The sequence below is a fragment of the Nonomuraea sp. MG754425 genome, assembly GCF_021699195.1.
Taxonomy (GTDB): Bacteria; Actinomycetota; Actinomycetes; order Streptosporangiales; family Streptosporangiaceae; genus Nonomuraea.
The window spans coordinates 23841-42857 of record NZ_SSXE01000026.1 but is presented as its reverse complement, the minus strand read 5'-3'; the positions used below and the strand labels follow the sequence as shown (position 1 = coordinate 42857).

13 protein-coding genes are annotated in these 19017 nt (G+C 70.9%); 2 read left to right on the top strand and 11 right to left on the bottom strand.

What is annotated here, in order from left to right; all coding sequences use genetic code 11:
- Positions 1-68: 68 nt before the first annotated feature.
- The 5 genes from pyk to gltB all read right to left on the bottom strand — a co-directional run bounded on the left by pyk (position 69) and on the right by gltB (position 9777).
- Complete coding sequence (pyk, locus tag FAF44_RS11975) at positions 69-1499, bottom strand: pyruvate kinase (protein WP_237103161.1); 1431 nt, start codon at positions 1497-1499, stop codon at positions 69-71.
- Positions 1500-1534: 35 nt separating this feature from the next.
- Complete coding sequence (locus FAF44_RS11970; protein WP_237103160.1) at positions 1535-1885, bottom strand: DUF2784 domain-containing protein; 351 nt, start codon at positions 1883-1885, stop codon at positions 1535-1537.
- Positions 1882-3507: a S8 family serine peptidase gene (locus FAF44_RS11965; protein WP_237103159.1), complete on the bottom strand. Its 1626-nt coding sequence runs from the start codon at positions 3505-3507 to the stop codon at positions 1882-1884. The genes FAF44_RS11970 and FAF44_RS11965 overlap by 4 nt, the downstream gene beginning before the upstream one ends.
- A gap of 271 nt (positions 3508-3778) precedes the next feature.
- Positions 3779-5257 (bottom strand): glutamate synthase subunit beta, encoded by a 1479-nt coding sequence (locus FAF44_RS11960; RefSeq protein WP_237103158.1) that lies wholly within the window; start codon positions 5255-5257, stop codon positions 3779-3781.
- Between the two features lie 14 nt (positions 5258-5271).
- Positions 5272-9777 (bottom strand): glutamate synthase large subunit, encoded by a 4506-nt coding sequence (gltB, locus tag FAF44_RS11955; RefSeq protein ID WP_237103157.1) that lies wholly within the window; start codon positions 9775-9777, stop codon positions 5272-5274.
- 257 nt (positions 9778-10034) lie between these two features.
- Here gltB and FAF44_RS11950 point away from each other — a divergent pair, with 257 nt between their 5' ends.
- Positions 10035-11771, top strand: coding sequence for a bis-aminopropyl spermidine synthase family protein (locus tag FAF44_RS11950; RefSeq protein ID WP_237103156.1), 1737 nt, complete (start codon positions 10035-10037; stop codon positions 11769-11771).
- A 157-nt stretch (positions 11772-11928) separates the two neighbouring features.
- Here the strand turns inward: FAF44_RS11950 and FAF44_RS11945 are convergent, their stop codons facing one another.
- The 6 genes from FAF44_RS11945 to FAF44_RS11920 form a co-directional block, all read right to left on the bottom strand.
- On the bottom strand, positions 11929-12570 hold the full coding sequence (locus tag FAF44_RS11945) for a hypothetical protein (RefSeq protein WP_237103155.1): 642 nt from the start codon (positions 12568-12570) through the stop codon (positions 11929-11931).
- A gap of 233 nt (positions 12571-12803) precedes the next feature.
- Positions 12804-14033, bottom strand: a complete 1230-nt coding sequence (locus FAF44_RS11940; RefSeq protein ID WP_237103154.1) for a hypothetical protein — start codon at positions 14031-14033, stop codon at positions 12804-12806.
- Positions 14034-15097: 1064 nt separating this feature from the next.
- Positions 15098-15802 carry a VIT1/CCC1 transporter family protein gene (locus FAF44_RS11935; protein WP_237103153.1) on the bottom strand — a complete coding sequence of 235 codons (705 nt, stop codon included), beginning with the start codon at positions 15800-15802 and terminating at the stop codon, positions 15098-15100.
- Positions 15799-16881, bottom strand: a complete 1083-nt coding sequence (lgt, locus tag FAF44_RS11930; RefSeq protein ID WP_272894390.1) for a prolipoprotein diacylglyceryl transferase — start codon at positions 16879-16881, stop codon at positions 15799-15801. The genes FAF44_RS11935 and lgt overlap by 4 nt, the downstream gene beginning before the upstream one ends.
- Before the next feature lie 26 nt (positions 16882-16907).
- Positions 16908-17672, bottom strand: coding sequence for a thioredoxin domain-containing protein (locus tag FAF44_RS11925; protein ID WP_237103151.1), 765 nt, complete (start codon positions 17670-17672; stop codon positions 16908-16910).
- Positions 17672-18151, bottom strand: a complete 480-nt coding sequence (locus tag FAF44_RS11920; protein WP_237103150.1) for a MauE/DoxX family redox-associated membrane protein — start codon at positions 18149-18151, stop codon at positions 17672-17674. Before FAF44_RS11920 ends, FAF44_RS11925 begins: the two co-directional genes overlap by 1 nt.
- Positions 18152-18345: 194 nt before the next feature.
- On the opposite strand from FAF44_RS11920, the gene FAF44_RS11915 reads away from it, so the two are divergent.
- On the top strand, positions 18346-18951 hold the full coding sequence (locus FAF44_RS11915; RefSeq protein ID WP_237103149.1) for a TetR/AcrR family transcriptional regulator: 606 nt from the start codon (positions 18346-18348) through the stop codon (positions 18949-18951).
- Positions 18952-19017 lie beyond the last annotated feature (66 nt).

Genomic DNA, 19017 nt, shown 5'->3' with positions numbered 1-19017 from the left:
CCGATCACGCCGAAGGCCACCCGCCGCAACGCGGACGGGTGGCCTTCGACATGACGGCCCGGAGGACGTCACTGCGCGTGCGAGACCGCCGATCCGATCGTGTGGACGCGCAACGCGTTGGTGGAGCCGTGGGTGCCGGGAGGCGAGCCGGCCACGATGACGACCTTGTCGCCCTTCTCCAGCCGCCCCAGGGACAGCAGCGACGCCTCCACCTGCCGCACCATGTCGTCGGTGTGGTGCACGAACGGCACGTGGAAGGTCTCCACCCCCCAGGTCAGCGAGAGCTGCCCGCGCACGTGCGGCGAGGAGGTGAAGGCGAGCAGCGGGATCGGCGAGCGGTAGCGGGCCAGCCGGCGCGCCGTCTCCCCCGACATCGTGAACGCCACCAGCGCCTTGGCCCCCACGATGGCCCCGACCTCGGCCGCGGCGCGGGCGATGGCGCCGCCGGTGGTCTCGGGCATGCGCTCCAGCGTGTGGGTGGCCTGCAGATAGGACTTCTCCGCGGCGCAGGCGATGCGGTCCATGGTGGAGACGGATTCGATCGGGTAGTTGCCGACCGAGGTCTCGCCGGACAACATGATCGCGTCGGCGCCGTCCATGACGGCGTAGGCCACGTCGGAGGTCTCGGCGCGGGTGGGGCGCGGCGAGTTCATCATCGAGTCGAGCATCTGGGTGGCGACGATGACCGGGTGGGCCTTCTCGCGGCAGAGCTCGATGATGCGCCGCTGCACGATCGGGACCTGCTCCAGCGGCAGCTCCACGCCGAGGTCGCCGCGGGCGACCATGATGCCGTCGAAGGCGTCGACGATCTCGGGGAGGCGGTCGACGGCCTGCGGCTTCTCGATCTTGGCGAGCAGCGGGAGGCGGACGGCCTCCTGCTCCATGATGTTGCGCACCACGTCGGCGTCGGACGGGCGGCGGACGAACGACAGGGCGATCATGTCGCAGCCGGTGCGCAGGGCCCAGCGCAGGTCGGCCTCGTCCTTGTCGGTGAGCGCGGGGGCGCTGACGTTGACGCCCGGCAGGTTGAGGCCCTTGTTGTCGGAGATCATGCCGCCGATGACGACGCGGGTGGTGACGCGCTCGCCGTCGACCCGGGTGACCTCGAGCACGAGGCGGCCGTCGTCGACGAGGATGGTGTCACCGGAGCGGACGTCCTTCGGGAGGCCCTTGTAGGTGGTGGAGACCTGCTCGCGGTCGCCGGGCACGTCTTCGCCGGTGATGGTGAAGACGTCGCCGAAGCCCAGCCGGACGGGCCCTTCCTCGAACGTGCCGACGCGGATCTTCGGGCCCTGCAGGTCGGCGAGGACGCCTACGCCGCGGCCGAGGTCGGCCGCCACCTCCCTGACCCGGTCGTAAACCTCTCTGTGCAGGTCGTGATTGCCATGGCTGAGGTTGAACCGTGCCACGTCCATGCCCGCGGCGATCAGCTCGCGGAGACGTTCCTTGGAGGATGTGGCGGGGCCTAGAGTGCAGACGATTTTCGCGCGACGAGTCACGAGTCCTACCTTAATTGGTACAGACCACTTGGCAGTCACTGACGACGGAGAAGGTACCCGGCATAAGAGAACAGAACGAGAACGGCGACTCCCAGTCGCACCAAGTTCGTGTACTCCTCCGGATAGATCACGCCCTCGATGTAGTGGTCGATGAAGCCGCTGGCGGGCAACCCCGCCTCTCCGGCGTGCCGGCGCCCCCAGTCCTCCAGGAGGGTGAGGGGGCACTCGACGCCGATCGTCACCGAGAGCAGGCCCCAGGCGACGGCGGCGAGGTGCGCCCAGATAGTACGCCTCCAGCGCCAGGCGAGGAATCCACCCACGACCAAGTAGGCGAGGAAGGCGAAGTGCGCCACCATCGCGACGTCCGCGATGAGGCGGTACATCATGGTTCTACGGTGGCCGCCCGGTAGGCGTCCACGATGCCGTGGCCGTAGAACCCGTTGTCGGCCCGGTCGCCCTCGCACTGGTGCGTCTCCGACTGGCCGAACAGCTTGTAGACGTACTGGCGGGGCGTGGGGCAGGGTTTCTGCGTGGCCGTCTTGTAGAGCAGTTTCTCGACGGTGGCCGGATCGAGTTCCAGCCCGCCCTTGCCGGGCTTGCCGAAGCGGCTGACGATGATCGCGGCGACGCCGGCGGCGTGCGGCGAGGCCATGGAGGTGCCGTCGAGGTACTGGTAGTAGGCGCAGGTGCCGTCGGCGCAGTCCTTGACGACGTCGGCCCCCTTGGGCTCGCCCTTGGCGTCGATGCGGCCCGCCGCGCGCAGCACGTGCTCGGGCGCGGCGGCCAGGATCGACCGGGTGGCGGCGGCGGTGCCCTTGCCGTCGAGCGCGTCGCCGCCGGGCGCGGCCAGGTCGGTCTGCTCGACGCCGTAGTCGCTGTAGATGGCCTTGCGGCCGGAGGGGCCGACGGCGGAGACGGAGATCACGCCGTCGGACTCGGCGGGCACGTTGATGCAGGAGTTGTCGATCCGCCGCTCCTTCTCGTCGCCCTTGGGGTAGCCGGGGCTCTGCTTGTCGATCTGGGGGCGGCCCAGATCGGTCGAGCCGTTGCCGAGGGCGGAGACGAGCGTGACGCCCTTCTGGCGGGCGTAGTCGAGGGCGCGCTGCATGCCGGTGATGATGGCCTGCTGTTCGAGCTGCTGCTTCCTGCTGTCGGCCGGGTTGTTCGCACAGTTGAACAGCCACGGGTCGACGTAGTAGCTCATGTTCACGACGTCCACGCCGATGTCGCCGGCGTAGGTGAGGGCGTCGAGGCTGGGCTTGAGGAAGAAGAAGCCGGAGTCCTGGCCGGCTCTGAGGTTCACGATCTGGACGCCGGGTGCGACGCCCGCGATGCCCAGGCCGTTCAGGGGCGCGGCGATGGTGCTGGCCACGTGGGTGCCGTGGCCGTCGTCGTCCGCGTCCACGGGGTCCTTGCAGCCGGCGGCCTCGCAGGGGCCGTCGAGGGTCTCGCCGTACTCGTCCTTGGGTCTGTCGGTGACGAAGTTACGGCTGAGCTCACGGTTGAAGTTGGGGGCGATGTCGGGGTGCTTGCCGTCCACGCCGGTGTCGATGACGCCGACCAGGACCTGCTTGCTGCCGGGGGCCTTGGCGTGGGCGCGGTCGGCGCCGATCATGCGCATGTCCCACTGGCGGCCGGCGAGCGGCTCCCCCGTGGTCTTGGTGAACGCCTGCGCGTCCGGGAATCCCGCGCCGGAGGCGGGGCGGGAGGCGACGCGGCCGATGCTGCGGTCCGAGGTGACGCCGACGACGGCCGGGTCGGCGCCCACGGCCTCCTCGAACCCGTTCGGGGCGGCGGCGGCCATGAGGTAGCCCAGTTTGGTCTCGGCGGAGACGGTGGTGCCGCCCGCGCGGCTCACGGCGGCCTCGGCCCGGGACTGCCCGCCGTGCTCGTAGAAGACGAGGAACTCGGCCTGGGGCATGGCGGGGCGGCTGAATGCGGGGTGCGCGCAGGCGCCGAGGGTGGCCATGACGGCCAGTGCCGTCAAGCCGGAGGCGACCCGCCGCATTGTTCCCCCTTCGCCGGTTTCACCGCAGGAAATGAATCTTCCCGACAGCGATCCGGAGATGCAACTTAGTGGTGAAATTTCAGTCTATTCACGACGAAGCGGACTTTCGCCCGGACGCCCTGCCACGGCCGCCGGACCCCCGCCGGAACCGGCCCCATCGGAAATCCCGCCGCAACGGCGAACGCCCGCCCCTCCGAGACGGAAGGACGGGCGTTCGAGGTCAGCGGGCCCGGCTCGTCTCACACGGACGAGCCCGGCCGGCCACCGGGCGTCAGACCAGCGGACGGGCCGTCGGCAGGATCGGGTACGGCAGCGCCGTGTCCCCGGTCAGGAACCGGTCCACCCCGGAGGCGGCGGCCCGCCCCTCGGCGATGGCCCACACGATCAGCGACTGGCCCCGGCCCATGTCGCCCGCCACGAAGACGCCGTCCACCTTGGACATGTACGTCTTGTCGCGCGTCACGTTGCCCCTGGCGTCGTAGAAGCCGTCGCCGGCGACCTCGGCCAGGTCCTGCAGCAGCGCGCCCTTCTCCGGCCCGACGAAGCCCATGGACAGCGTCACCAGCTCGGCCGGGATCTCCCGCTCGGTGCCCGGGATCGGCTTGAAGCCGGCCTGCGGCCCCTCGACCTCCACCAGCCGCAGCGCGCGCACGTTGCCGTCCGCGTCGCCGACGAACTCGGTGGTGGAGACGGCGTACACGCGCTCGCCGCCGCCGTCGCGCAGCTCCTCGTGGGCGCTCTCCATCTTGAACAGGATCGGGAACGTCGGCCACGGCTGGCTGCCGGGACGGTCGCGCGGCGGCTGCGGCATGATCTCGAGCTGCGTCACGGACGTGGCGCCCTGCCTGATCGCGGTGCCGATGCAGTCGGCGCCGGTGTCACCGCCGCCGATCACGACCACGTGCTTGCCCTCGGCCGAGACGGGCGAGGTCTCGTAGTCGCCCTCCTGGACCTTGTTGGACAGCGGCAGGTACTCCATCGCCTGGTAGACGCCCTTGAGCTCGCGCCCGGTCGCCGGTAGGTCGCGCCACTGGGTGGCGCCGCCGGACAGCACCACGGCGTCGAACTGCTCGCGCAGCTCGGCGGCGGTGATGTCGACGCCGACGTTCACGCCGGTGCGGAACTCGGTGCCCTCGGCCCGCATCTGCTCCAGGCGGCGCTCGATGTGCCGCTTCTCCATCTTGAACTCGGGGATGCCGTAGCGCAGCAGCCCGCCGGGGCGGTCGGCCCGCTCGAACACGACCACGTCGTGCCCGGCGCGGGTGAGCTGCTGGGCGGCGGCGAGCCCCGCGGGGCCCGAGCCGACGACCGCGACCTTCTTGCCGGTCCTGACCGCCGGGGGCTGCGGGGTCACCCAGCCCTCGGCGAACGCCCGGTCGATGATCTCGACCTCGACCCGCTTGATCGCCACCGGGTCGGAGTTGATGCCGAGCACGCACGCCGCCTCACACGGAGCCGGGCAGAGCCGGCCGGTGAACTCCGGGAAGTTGTTGGTGGCGTGCAGCCGCTCGATCGCCTCGCGCCAGTCGGTGCGGTAGACGAGGTCGTTCCACTCGGGGATGAGGTTGCCCAGCGGGCAGCCGTTGTGGCAGAACGGGATGCCGCAGTCCATGCAGCGGGCCGCCTGCTTGGTCAGCTTCTCCTGCGAGAAGTCCTGGTAGACCTCACGCCAGTCGCTGATGCGGACATCCACGGGGCGGCGCGCCGGCAGCTCCCGGTCGTGCGTGAGAAAACCCTTCGGGTCAGCCATTCGGTACGCCTCCCTTAACCCTTGACCGCGGCCGCCATGACGGCCTCGTCGATGTCCCTGCCTTCGATGCGGGCGGCCTCGGCGGCCTCCAGCACCCTCTTGTAGTCGGTCGGCATGACCTTGCCGAACCTGGTCAGCGCCGCGTCCCAGTCGGCCAGCAGCGCCTTGGCGACCGGCGAGCCGGTCTCGGCGAAGTGCTTCTCGACCGTCTCCTTGAGGAACTCGGCGTCCTGCTCGGTGAGCGCCTCGATGGCGACCATCTCGCGGTTGACCCGCTCGGCCTTGAGGTCCAGCAGGTACGCGACGCCGCCCGACATGCCGGCCGCGAAGTTGCGCCCGGTCGGGCCGAGCACCACGGCCTTGCCGCCGGTCATGTACTCGCAGCCGTGGTCGCCCACGCCCTCGACGACCGCCGTGGCGCCGGAGTTGCGCACGCAGAACCGCTCGCCGACGACACCCCGGACGAACACCTCGCCGGACGTGGCGCCGTACAGGGCGACGTTGCCGGCGATGATGTGGCCGTCGAGCGGGGCCGCGTCGTGCGGCCGGACGGTGATCCGCCCGCCGGACAGGCCCTTGCCGAGATAGTCGTTGGCGTCGCCGGTCAGCCGCAGCGTGATCCCGCGCGGCACGAACGCGCCGAACGAGTTGCCCGCCGAGCCGGTGAACGAGATGTCGATCGTGTTGTCGGGCAGGCCCTTGCCGCCGTGCCGACTGGTGACCTGGTAGCCGAGCATGGTGCCGACCGTGCGGTTCACGTTGCGGATGGGCAGCTCCAGCGTGACCGGGGTGCCGTCGTCGATGGCGCCTTCGGCGAGCTGGATGAGGGTGTTGTCCAGGGCGTGCTGCAGCCCGTGGTCCTGCTCGACGGTCCGGCGCAGCGGGGTGCCCGCGGGCAGCTCCGGCCGGTGCAGGATCGGCGACAGGTCGAGCCCGCCGGCCTTCCAGTGCCGCTCGGCCGCCGACATGTCGAGCAGCTCGACGTGCCCGATCGCCTCGTCGAGCGAGCGGAAGCCCAGCTCGGCGAGGTACTCGCGGATCTCCTCGGCGATGAACTCGAAGAAGTTGACCACGAACTCGGGCTTGCCGCTGAAGCGCTTGCGCAGCTCCGGGTTCTGCGTGGCCACGCCCACCGGGCAGGTGTCGAGGTGACAGACGCGCATCATGACGCAGCCGGAGACGACCAGCGGAGCGGTGGCGAAGCCGTACTCCTCGGCGCCCAGCAGCGCGGCGATGACGACGTCGCGGCCGGTCTTGAGCTGGCCGTCCACCTGGACCACGATGCGGTCGCGCAGGTCGTTCAGCAGCAGCGTCTGCTGGGTCTCGGCCAGGCCGAGCTCCCACGGGGCGCCCGCGTGCTTGAGCGAGGTCAGCGGCGAGGCGCCGGTGCCGCCGTCGTGGCCGGAGATGAGCACCACGTCGGCGTGCGCCTTGGACACGCCCGCCGCGACCGTGCCGACCCCGACCTCGGCGACCAGCTTCACGTGGACCCTGGCCTCCGGGTTGGAGTTCTTCAGGTCGTGGATGAGCTGGGCCAGGTCCTCGATCGAGTAGATGTCGTGGTGCGGCGGCGGCGAGATGAGGCCGACGCCGGGCGTGGAGTGCCGGGTCTTGGCGACCCACGGGTAGACCTTGTGGCCGGGGAGCTGGCCGCCCTCGCCGGGCTTGGCGCCCTGGGCCATCTTGATCTGCAGGTCGCTGGCGTTGACCAGGTACTCGGAGGTGACGCCGAACCGGCCCGAGGCCACCTGCTTGATCGCCGACCGGCGGGCCGGGTCGTACAGGCGCTCGGGGTCCTCGCCGCCCTCGCCGGTGTTGGACTTGCCGCCGAGCTGGTTCATCGCGATGGCGAGGGTCTCGTGCGCCTCCATCGAGATGGAGCCGTACGACATCGCGCCGGTGGAGAACCGCTTGACGATCTCGGAGACCGGCTCGACCTCCTCGATCGGGATCGGGTCGCCCTGGCGCAGCTTGAACAGGCCGCGCAGGGTCATCAGCCGCTCCGACTGGGAGTCCACGAGGTTCGTGTACTCCTTGAAGATCTCGTAGCGGCGGGTCCTGGTGGCGTGCTGCAGCTTGAAGACGGTCTCGGGGTTGAACAGGTGCGGCTCGCCCTCGCGCCGCCACTGGTACTCGCCGCCGACCTTGAGCCCGCGGTGAGCGTTGTCCACGCGCGGGTAGGCGTGGCGGTGCCGCTGCGCGACCTCTTCGGCCAGCACGTCGAAGCCGACGCCGCCCAGGCGGGAGGTGGTCCCGGCGAAGCAGGCGTCGATGACCTCCTGGCTCAGGCCGAGCGCCTCGAAGATCTGCGCGCCGGTGTAGGAGGCCACCGTGGACACGCCCATCTTGGACATGACCTTGATGACGCCCTTGCCGTACGCCTTGATCAGGTTGCGCACGGCCTTGTGCTTGTCCATCGCCAGCGTGCCGGCGTCGACCAGGTCCTCGATCGTCTCGATCGCGAGGTACGGGTTGATCGCGGCGGCGCCGTAACCGATCAGCAGCGCCATGTGGTGGCACTCGCGGGCCTCGCCGGTCTCGATGACCAGGCCGATCTTGGTGCGGGTCTTCTCCTGGATCAGGTGGTGGTGCACCGAGCCGGTCAGCAGCAGCGACGGGATCGGGGCGAGCGCGTCGGAGGAGCCGCGGTCGGACAGCACGATGATGCGCGCGCCGTCGGCGATCGCCTTGGACGCCTCGGTCCTGATCTCCTCCAGGCGGCGCAGCAGCGCCCCGCCGCCGCCGCCGACCTCGTACAGGCCGCTGATGACGTACGGGTGGAAGCCCGGCAGGTCGTGCTCGTCGTTGATGTGGATGATCTTGGCGAGCTCGTCGTTGTCGATCACCGGGTACGGCAGCACGAGCTGGCGGCAGGAGCTCGGCCCCGGCTCCAGCAGATTGCCCTCCGGCCCGATGGTGGTGGCCAGGGAGGTGACCAGTTCCTCACGGATGGCGTCCAGCGGTGGGTTGGTGACCTGCGCGAACAGTTGCGTGAAGTAGTCGAACAGGAGCCGCGGCTTCTCGCTCAGGACGGCGACGGGCGTGTCGGTGCCCATGGAGCCGATCGGCTCTTGGCCGGCCTTCGCCATCGGCGACAGGATGATGCGCAGCTCTTCCTCGGAGTAGCCGAAGGTCTGCTGCCGCTTGACGAGCGCCTCGTGGGTGGGGATCTCGCGCTGGCGCGCCGGCAGCTCCTCGAAGCGGACGAGCCCGGCGTGCAGCCATTCGGTGTACGGCAGCTCGGCGGCGAGCTGGGCCTTGATCTCGTCGTCCTCGATGATCTTGCCGCGGGCGGTGTCGATGAGGAACATCCGACCCGGCTGCAGGCGGCCCTTGCGGACCACGTCCTCGGGCTTGAAGTCCAGCACGCCGGCCTCGGAGGCCAGCACGACCAGGCCGTCGGTGGTCACCCAGAAGCGTCCGGGGCGCAGGCCGTTGCGGTCGAGCACGGCGCCGGCGAGGGTGCCGTCGGTGAACGTGATCGAGGCGGGGCCGTCCCAGGCCTCCATCAGCGTGGAGTGGAACTCGTAGAAGGCCCGGCGAGCCGGGTCCATCTCCGTGTGGTTCTCCCACGCCTCCGGGATCATCATGAGCACGGCGTGCGGCAGGCTCCGGCCGCCCATGTGGAGCAGTTCCAGAGCCTCGTCGAAGCTGGCGGTGTCGCTCCCATCCGGGTCACAGATGGGGAAAAGTCGTGAAATTTCGCCCGGGATGTGGGCGGAGGCGAGCATCGCCTCACGAGCGCGCATCCAGTTGCGGTTGCCCTTGACCGTGTTGATCTCGCCGTTGTGGGCGACATAGCGGTAGGGGTGCGCCAGCGGCCAGCTCGGGAACGTGTTGGTGGAGAAACGCGAGTGCACCAGCGCGATCGCGGTCTCGTAACGCTCGTCGCTCAGGTCGGGGAAGAACGGCTCGACCTGGTCGGGCGTGAGCATGCCCTTGTAGACGATCGTCCTGGACGAGAGCGAGGGGAAGTACACGTCGGCCTCGTGCTCGGCCCGCTTGCGCAGGCAGAACGCGAGCCGGTCCAGCTCAAGACCCGAACGCCCCTCGGGGTCGGCCACGAAGAGCTGGGCGAAGTGCGGCATGACCGCCCGGGCGCTCGGCCCCGGCAGGTCGCGGTCGACCGGCAGTTCGCGCCAGCCGAGCACGGTGAGACCCTCCTCGGCCGCGATCTCCTCGATCAGGCCCTTGGCCACACCCCTGGCCTCGCCGTCGAACGGCAGGAAGCCGATGCCGGTGGCGTACGCACCGGCCGCGGGCAGCGTGAACGGCACGCTCGCCCGGTAGAACCCGTCGGGGACCTGCGTCAGGATCCCGGCTCCGTCGCCGGTGTCCGGCTCGCTACCCTTGGCCCCCCGGTGATCGAGATTGCACAGCGCCGTCAGTGCCTTGACCACGATGCCGTGACCACGCCGCCCGGCGACGTCGGCAACCATGGCGACACCGCAGGCATCATGCTCGTTGGCGGGGTGGTAGAGGCCCTGAGGCTCGGGGAATCCGAGGTGGGCAGCAGGCATTGAATCCCTCCCGTCGTCTTCGTCTGTCTCAAACTGCGCTACAGGCGGGGACGACGTTGGCCCTGCTGCATATCGTGGGTAGAGGTTACCTCACCCTGTCGGAATGGTGCCCGCCGAGTCCGCATTGCGAACATTCGCACCTATCTCGACATCCGAACTCTCTATCCCAAACCCTGAGCGAGGCCGGTGAAATTCCCGATCCGTACGGGGATTTCCGTCAGGAGGAGCGAGTCGCCGCGAGCCGATAGGGTTCGACCATGGAGCGTGACGGGGTCGAACGCCTGCTCAGCGAGGCCGGAGCCGACAGCAGGCGGCTGAGACACGCCCTGACCCTGCTCTGCGACGGCCGCTGGTGGGCCCTGTCCGACCTGGTCAGAGACACCGCCACGTCCCGGCGCACGATCGAGGCGCTGCTGCGCGAGCTCGTCATCGAACATGAGAGCGAAACCGAAGCGCCCGGAGACGAGTCCGAGCGCGAAGCGGCGCGGACACGTGAAAGCGCGCCCGCACCGGCAGCCGCAGGGGCACGCGAGAGCGAGCCCGAGCCCGAGGCCGCTCCGGAGCGGGCAGGTGTGTGGCGGCGCGGGGGCGGCCGTTTCCGGATCCCGCTCGCCGACGCCCCCGCCTACCAGGACCTCATCGCCCTGGCCCCGCCACCCGAGGACCCGGTGGCCCGCCTCCTGCCCCACTACGGCCCGGCGCTCGACCGGCTCACCGCGCTCATCGCCAAGGCCCCGCGCGCCCGTCACGTGCTCGACCACGTCTCGGCCACGCCGGAGACCGTGCTGCGCCGGGCGCTGCTGCTCGGGGCCCGCTTCTGGCTCCCCGGATCCCGCCTGCTCTGCGTGGGCGACCACGACCTGACCTCGCTGGCCGTCAAGCTCGTCCACCCCGAGACCGACGTCACGGTGGTCGACGTCGACGAGCGCATCCTGGCCTACATCGACGACCAGCACCTCGGCGTCCGCACCCGCTGGGCCGACCTGCGGCTCGGCCTGCCCGCCTCGGCCCGGGAGCACGACCTCGCGCTCACCGACCCGCCGTACACGCCGGAGGGCACGGGCCTGTTCGTGGCCCGCGCCGTCGAGGGCCTGAAAGACGGAGGGCGGGTACTTCTGGCGTACGGGGCGAGCGAGCGCACGCCGCTGCTGGCCGTCAAGGTGCAGCACGAGTTGTCGGAGCTCAACCTCGCCTACGAGGCCATCTATCCCGATTTCAACCGCTATTTCGGCGCGGAAGCCATCGGCTCCGCCGCCGACCTGTACCTCCTGCGCCCCACCACCAAGACCCGTCCCGCCGTGCAGTCCCGCCTGTCCCGCCAGAGCACCGCCATCTACACCCAGGGCCCGCAGTCGGTGGAGAGCACCGGACACGCGCAGGCACCCGCTGGACCCGTTCCGGAGCCGGAGCAGCCGCTGGGGCTCCGTGAAGCGCTGACGGGCTTCGAGGCCGACCTCCTGGTGGGCGACTGGCCCAAGTCCTGCTCCCAGCCTCGGGTCAAGCTCTCGACCTGGCTCGCGAAGCCGTACGCCGCCGCCGCGGACCGCGTGGCCGTGGCCGTCCCGCCCGGCTTGGAGGCCGCGCTCCCCCGTCTGCTGCTGGCCGCCCGCGCCGCCCGCGTCCGCGCGGTCGGCCCGGGCCTCACCCCGCGCCTGCCCGTGGCGCTTTCGCCCGTGTACGCGGTCGAGGAGGCCCGCGAAGGCATCCTCGACGTCGTACGCCTCCCGCAACCGGACGGCGACGCGGACACCGTGCTGCGCAGGATCCTCGACAACGCGCACGCCAAGCTGGCCAACACCTGGCGCGAGGCCCTGATCGCGCTGGCCAGATCGCAGGGCACGTCGTTGACCAAGAACGAGGCCCGCGCCCTGATCCGGGAGGCGGCCGGCTGGTCCGACGACCTCACCCCGCTGGAAGCCCCGCTCCACCGCCTGTCGGCACTGCGGACCGCGGTGGCCACGACGGTCACGGCCCTGACCGCCACCACCCCCTGACCCACCACCACTTTCCCACCCTCGCCAGGAGCCACCGGCTCCCCCTCTGCCCCGCCCAGTCATCCGCCGGGATCCCACGTGCGGTCTCAGACGGCGAGCTGAGGTGACGAACCCGGCTTCAGGTGGCGGACCCAGGTGACGGGGCTCCCACGGCGCTTCAGACGGCGTCGACGAGGCGGCCCTGGACGACGCGGCCGAGGCCGTCGAGCGCGACGAGAGCCGTGAGCAGGTCCTGCTCGGCGATCGCCTTGCCGCCGGCCCAGCTCACCGTCACGTAGTGCCCCATGGCACGGGCCTGGGCCTGGCTGCCGGCGGCCTCGAAGGCGACGTCCTGCCGTACGAACCCGTCCTTGCGCAGCGCCGCCACCAGCGCGTCGGCGGCGCGCCCGTCACCGAGGTTGAAGATGACGAACTGCCCCGCCATGCCCCCGCCCTCGTACGTGGCCTGGAGGGCCTGCGTGCATCCGGCGGCCGTCACGCCCCAGAGTGCCTCGTCGCACTCGGCGTACTCCCGCGTGCCGGCCAGGCCCAGCTTGCCCAGGGTCTGGGTGGCCGAGGTGAAGACCTCCTGGAGGGTCAGCGGGGACGCGTCGTTCTGGCGGTTGTCGATGGCCGCGTAGAAGGCGGAGGTGGACTCGGCGTGGAACGTGGCGGGACGCGGCAACTCACGCCCCAACCACAACCACCCGCCCACCCCGGCCGCGGCGACCATGACGACGATCACACCGATGACGACGAGACGCCGCCACCTGGGACGGTCGTCGTCATAGTCGTCGAAAGCGTCTTCCGATCCCGGCACGAAGCCCTCCGAGGAACGCGAGAAGCCGGGCCCCTTCGAGGAACCCGAGGATGCCGGGGAACCCGCAGCACCCGAGAACCTCGGAGAAGAGGACTCCGAGGGCCGGGTGGCGTCCGAGGGTGAAGTGACCTCGGAAGACCCCGTGGCTGCCGGGTCCCCTGCGGCACCCGGCCGCCCCGACGAGTCCGAGGAGTCGAGAAAGCCCTTTCCAGCGTCAGAGCTGGTCCGTGCCATCATGACGCCGGCCCCGTGACCGAGACGACGCGGCGATAGACGGCCTTCTCCGCCCCGCGCATCGCCAGGGTGAGCGAGACGAAGTCGTCCTTGGCGGTGGGTTCGCCGCCGTCCGTCTTGGCGATCCACACCAGCCCGACGTAGTGGCCCAGCGCGTACGCGCCCGCCTCGGAGTAGCCGCCTCCGGGGAAGGCCGCCTTGGTGGAGGTCAGGGGACGCACCCAGGCGCCACGGTAAAGGATCTCCATGGACTCGACCAGTTCGGCGGCCGACTCGCCGTCGTTGAGGTTGAGTAGCGTGTACTGGCCGACGTACCGGCCGTCGGAGCTGGTGTAGAGGCCGCGCGCGGCCTGGCTGCAACCGGCGTCCGCGACCTGTTCGAGGAGGTTTTCGCCCCAGAGCGCCGCCGAGCAGTCGCCGTCGAGCTTCTTGGTGACCAGCTTGAGCTTGAGCTTCTTGGACACGACGAACTCGTTCTCGGTGAACACCTCCTTCTCGGTCAGCGGCTTGGCGTCCTTGGCCCTGTCTGCGAGGGGTTCGAACAGCTTGGGCGAGCCCCAGCCGTGGAACACCTGGGGCACGGCCGCGTCCGGGCCGAGCACCGCGGCGCTGGCCTCCTGCTCAGGTGAGTACGTGCCCAGGTTGACGATCGCCGTCACCAGCCCGGCCCCGCCCACCAGCACGCCCACCACCGTGGCGATGATGACGATCAGCCGCTGCTGCTCCGGGCGGAAGCCCCAGTCGGTGAGCAGCGGGAACTGCCAGTCCGACGGAGGGGTGCGGCCCCGCTTGCGCGAGGCGGTCGTGTCGTGCCCGCCGCCGTCCGCGCCGTTGTGGTCCTGGTCCGACCGGCCGTCGGCTTCGGCGTTCTTCTTCGGCCGGATGCGGGGCAGGTCCAGCGGCGGCCAGGTGCCGTCCTCGGCGTTCTCCTGCGAGCGCCTGCCGCGGCTGCCGCCGCCGTCGTCATGAGCGGCCCGACGGCCACCCTCGCCATGAACCGCCCTGCGACCGCCGTCGTCATGAGCGGCCCTGCGGCCACCCTCGTCATGAGCGGCCCTGCGGCCGCCGTCGTCAGGGGCAGCCGCCCGGCGCCCCCGCTTGCCGCGCCCGGCCAGCCGGGCCGCCTCATCCGCGCCGCCGCCCGGCCTGCCACCGGCGGCCGAACCCGCGACCGGCCAGCCGCTGACGTCCGTGCCGGCCGCCGACCGGCCACCATCCGGACCAGCCACAGCCCAACCGCCGACATCCGTGCCAGCCGCCGACCGGCCACCATCCGGACCAGCCACAGCCCAACCGCCGACATCCGTACCGGCCGCCGACCGGCCACCATCCGGACCGGCGGCAGACCAGCCGCTGCTGTCCGTGCCGCCCGCAGAACGGCCGCCACCCTGCGGACCGGCGATCAGCCAGCCGCTGACGTCGGTTCCGGCCGCCGACCGGCCACCGTCCGGACCGGCGACAGGCCGGCCCCCGACGTCTGTTCCGGCCGCGGGCCTGCCGCCGTCGGTGTCGGCGAAGGGCCAGCCATGGCCGTCGGTGCCGGCGCCGGGGCTGCCGCCAGGCCCCGATCCCGGGATGGGCCAGCCACTGATGTCCGTGCCGGCCGCGGATCTGCCGCCGTCCGGACCAGCGACGGCCCAGCCGCTGACGTCCGTGCCGGCCGCGGGCCTGTCGTCGTTGAGCGGATCGGCGGCATGCCCGCCACGCGCTCGGGCCGCCCGCCGGCCGCTGCGGCTCCCGGACGACCGTCTGCCGCCCTCCGTGTCAGCCCCAGAACGCCCGCCGCCGGCTGCCTGCCAGCCACCACCGTCGGTGCCTCCCGTAACCGGGCCACCACCGCCGTGCGCGCCATGAGCCGCGGGCCAACCGCCGCCGGAGGACGTGCCCACGCCATCGGCCCCGGACGGGGCCCGGCCCGGCCCGTCAGCGCCCGCCCTGGACCGGCCGTCACCGGCCGGCCAGCCGCCTTGACCGCCTTGACCGCCTTGACCGCCCGAAGCCTGCCACCCGGTACCGGCACCACCGGCACCGGTCTGCCAACCGCCATCGGCGCCGGACCAGCCACCCCGATCACCGGAGCCGGCCTGCCCATCACCACTGGCCGGCCAGTCGCCCGTACCTGTCCCGGTCTCCTGCCAGCCGCCCCCACCGGCCGCGGGCCAGCCGCCGCCGTCGGTTCCGCCGGTCTGCGGCCCGTGATCGTCGGCGGGTGTCGAGGACCGGCTGCCCCGGCCGCGGCCCGTGCGGTCGCCGCCTGCCCGCCCGCCACCGGACGGGCCTCTTCTCCGGGCCATCACAGGCCCGCCGCCCCGATCAGGTTGCCGACGGCGAACGTGACCGTGGCCGCCACCGCCCCCACCAGGAGCTGCCGCAGCCCCGAATACCACCAGCTTCGCGCCGTCACGACCGACACCAGCGCCCCCGCGGCGAACAGCGCCAGGCACGAGAGCACCCCGGACACCGCCAGGCCCTCGGCTCCGAACAGGTACGGCATCAGCGGCACCAACGCCCCCACCGCGAACGACAGGAACGACGAGACCGAGGCGACGATCGGCGACGGCAACTCACCGGGCACGACGCCCAGTTCGTTGCGGGAGTGCACCTCCAGGGCCCGGTCGGGGTTCTGCGAGATCTGCCTGGCCACCTCGGCGGCCAGGTCGGGCGGCACGCCCTTGTCGACGAAGGTCTGGGCCAGCTCGGCCAGTTCGTCCTCCGGGTGGTGGATCAGCTCGCGCCGTTCGACGGCGATCTCGGCCTGGGCCAGCTCGCGCTGGCTGGCCACCGAGACGTACTCGCCGCCCGCCATGGACAGCGCGCCCGCGGCGAGCCCGGCAACGCCGCTGAGCGCGACGACCCTGGTGTTGGAGGTGCCGCCCGCGACGCCCGCGATGAGCGCGAAGTTCGACACCAGGCCGTCCATCGCGCCGAACACCGATGGCCGTAGCCAGCCTCCGGTGACGTCGCGATGCCGGTGGTGGATCTCCGCGCGCTCACTCATCGGGAGTTCTTCTCCTTCGTCACGGTTTCGGCGTCGGCTGGCTCCGCACGCTCGTCGCCTCCGGCGGAGACGTCTGAGGCGGCGTCTTCCGCCTTCGGGCCGTCACCCGTGGCGGCGCTGCCTTCCGGTTCCGCCGCTCCGGACGACTCCGCCGGGTCGGCCTTGGACGACTCGCCCGTGCCCGGGTCGGCCTGGCCGGATTCGTGCTCCGGATCGGCGGACGCCGCTTCGGGACCGTCGGAGGACGTCGGCGACACGACGATCTCCTCGCCCGTCTTGTTCCTGGTCGCCCAGAAGTACACCAGTGCGGCGACGAACAGCACGATCGAGGTCCACTGGTTGATCCGCAACCCGAGGAACAGCACGGCGTGGTCGACCCCGCCGACCGGGTCGATGCGCAGCCCTTCGATCCAGAAGCGGCCGAGCGTGTAACCGGCGACGTAGAGGGCGAACAACCGCCCGTGGTGCAGCGCCAGGCGGCGGCCCAGGAAGATGAGCAGGAAGCCGAGCGCGACGTCCCACAGCGACTCGTACAGGAAGGTCGGGTGGTACAGGACGCCGGGCTCGCCGCCGTGGTCGACGTCGATCTCCAGGCCCCACGGCAGCGTGGTGGGCGAGCCGTAGAGCTCCTGGTTGAACCAGTTGCCCCAGCGGCCGATGGCCTGGGCGAAGGCGATGCCGGGCGCGATCGTGTCGGCGAGGGCCGTCATGGACAGGCCGCGTCTGCGCGCGGCGAACCAGACGCCGACCCCGCCGAGGGCGACCGCGCCCCAGATGCCGAGCCCGCCCTCCCAGATGAACAGGGCCTGGATGGGCTCCTTGATCGCACGGCTGCCGAAGTAGGTCTGCCAGTCGGTGATGACGTGGTAGAGACGACCGCCGATGAGGCCGAAGATGACCGCGGGGACCGCGATGTCGATGATCGTCCCCTGCTGGCCGCCGCGAGCGCGCCAGCGGCGCTCGCTCAGCCAGACCGCGACGATGACACCGAGCACGATGCATAGCGCATAAGCCCGGATCGGGATGATTCCGAGATACCAGACCCCTTGAGAAGGGCTGGGAATCGAGGCAAGGGGCATGTCAGGTGAGGGTAGCGGAAGCGAGCCTACTTAGCCGCCTCCGAAATCTCTTTACGGAGTTGCGACGGGCTGAACAGTACCGGATTGTCGATTTCCTTACCGTTCAATTTCACTGTCGGCGTGTGCGTGAGCTTCTGCTCGTCACTGATCTTCTTGCTGTACGCGAGGTGCGCCTCGGCGTTCTTGTTCGAGGTCACGCACTGCTCGAAGCCGGGGGCGGTGACCCCGGCGTCCGTGCCCCACTGCAGGAGTTGGTCGGGCTTGAAGCCCTCCACGGTCTCCGAGGGCTGGTTCTTGAAGAGCAGGTCGTGGAAGGCCAGCCACTGCTTGCCGTCGGCGACACACCGGGCGGCGTTGGCCGCGCGCACCGAGTTCGACTTGGTCGGCTCCTGCGAGAAGATCGTGATGGGGTGGAAGACGACCTTGGCCTTGCCCTCGGCGGCGAGGTTCTTGAAGGTCTGGCCGCTGACGCGCTCGAGCTCCTTGCAGGCCGGGCACTGGAAGTCCTCGTAGATGTCCACGACCGGCTTGGTGACGCCGCTCTGGGCCATCACGGCGGTGCCGTCGGGCTGGACGGTGATCGGCGCGAGCGCGCCGGTGGCCTCCTCCGAGCGGGAGATGCTGGCGGCGTACCACCAGCCGAGCCCGACCGCGGCGACCGCGACCGCGCCCGCGGTCACGTACGTCACCGTCTTGCGGCGCTTGTCGCGGGTGCGTTGCGCGGCCTGCTGCGCCTTGATCTTCTCGCGCGCCGACTGCGTCTGTGTCTTCGTACGCTCGCCCTTGCCCATCAGTCGTCCCCCTCGTCACCGTCGTGGTGTGTGTCGCCCCCGAGACCGAGGGCCCCGTCGAGCGCGAACCGGCCCGGCGGGAAGCGCGCGGTCCACGCCCCGAGCAGCACGAGGCCGAAGTCGCGCAGGATGTCGAGCAGGTAGGTCGGCTCCTGCCCCGCCCCGAGCTGGCCCCCGCCGCCGAAGCAGCCGCAGTCGATCCGCAGGCCCTTCGCCCACGCCCAGGCGATGCCGAAGACGAACGCGAACATGAGCAGCCCGGCGATCACCGCGGCCACTCGGGTCAGCAGGCCGACGACCAGCAGCACACCGACCACGATCTCCAGGATCGGCAGGGCGTAGCCCACCGCGACGGCGATCGACTCGGGCAGCAACTGGTAGGCCTTGACCGCCACGACGGAGTCGGCCGGGTTGCCGATCTTGAGCGCACCCGCCGCGATCAGCACCCCGCCCAGCACCAGCCGGGCGACGGTCGTCACCCAGGGTATCGCTGTTCTCGCCCATGGTGACGTCGGTGACGCGGCCACAAGTATCTCCTCTGTCTCTGCGCCAGGAAGGCGCACAGTACCCGGCCTACATACGATCACGCTGCGGATAAGCGTCAGCTAAGCGAGTTTTCCGCCGCCGACCTGGGAGAGTTGCGACATTTACCCACCCAAGTTAAAAATTACTCATGCCAGTAAAGCGGGACGAGTCCTTCACAAGTTCCGCGAGACGGGCACAGATCGTGGCCGCCACCGTGGCGACGATCGCCGAGCTGGGCTACCACCAGGCGTCCTTCGCCCGGATCGCCGAGCGGGCCGGGCTGAGCAGCACGCGGATGATCTCGTACCACTTCGACGGCAAGGACGAGCTGATCGGCCAGGCGATCGTCACCGTCCACGGCGACCTGAGCAGGTTCATGCACGAGCGCGTGAGCGCCCAGCAGAGCGCCTCGGCCGCGCTGGAGAGCTACATCCGCTCGCTGGTGGAGTACCTCGGCGCCCACCGCGCCGAGATGCGCGCGGCCACGGAGATCTTCCTCAACTTCCGCCCCGAGGGCGGCTCTCCGGCGCGGGACGCGGCCACCGGCCTGTCGGCGCTGTCCCACCTGGAACGCCTCCTGACCTGGGGGCAGGAAAGCGGCGAGTTCGGGAGATTCAGCACCCGGGTGATGGCGATGACGGTCCAGCGGTCGCTGGACGGGCTGCCGCTCCTGCTGGCGGCCGATCCGGACGCCGACCTGGCCGGGTACGCCGACGAACTGGCGGCGCTGTTCGCACGGGCGACCCGCGCATGAGCGTCCGGCGGAGCGGGCCGCTGACGCCGGCGGCTCAGGGCCGCCCCGACCGCACCGGCCCGCTGA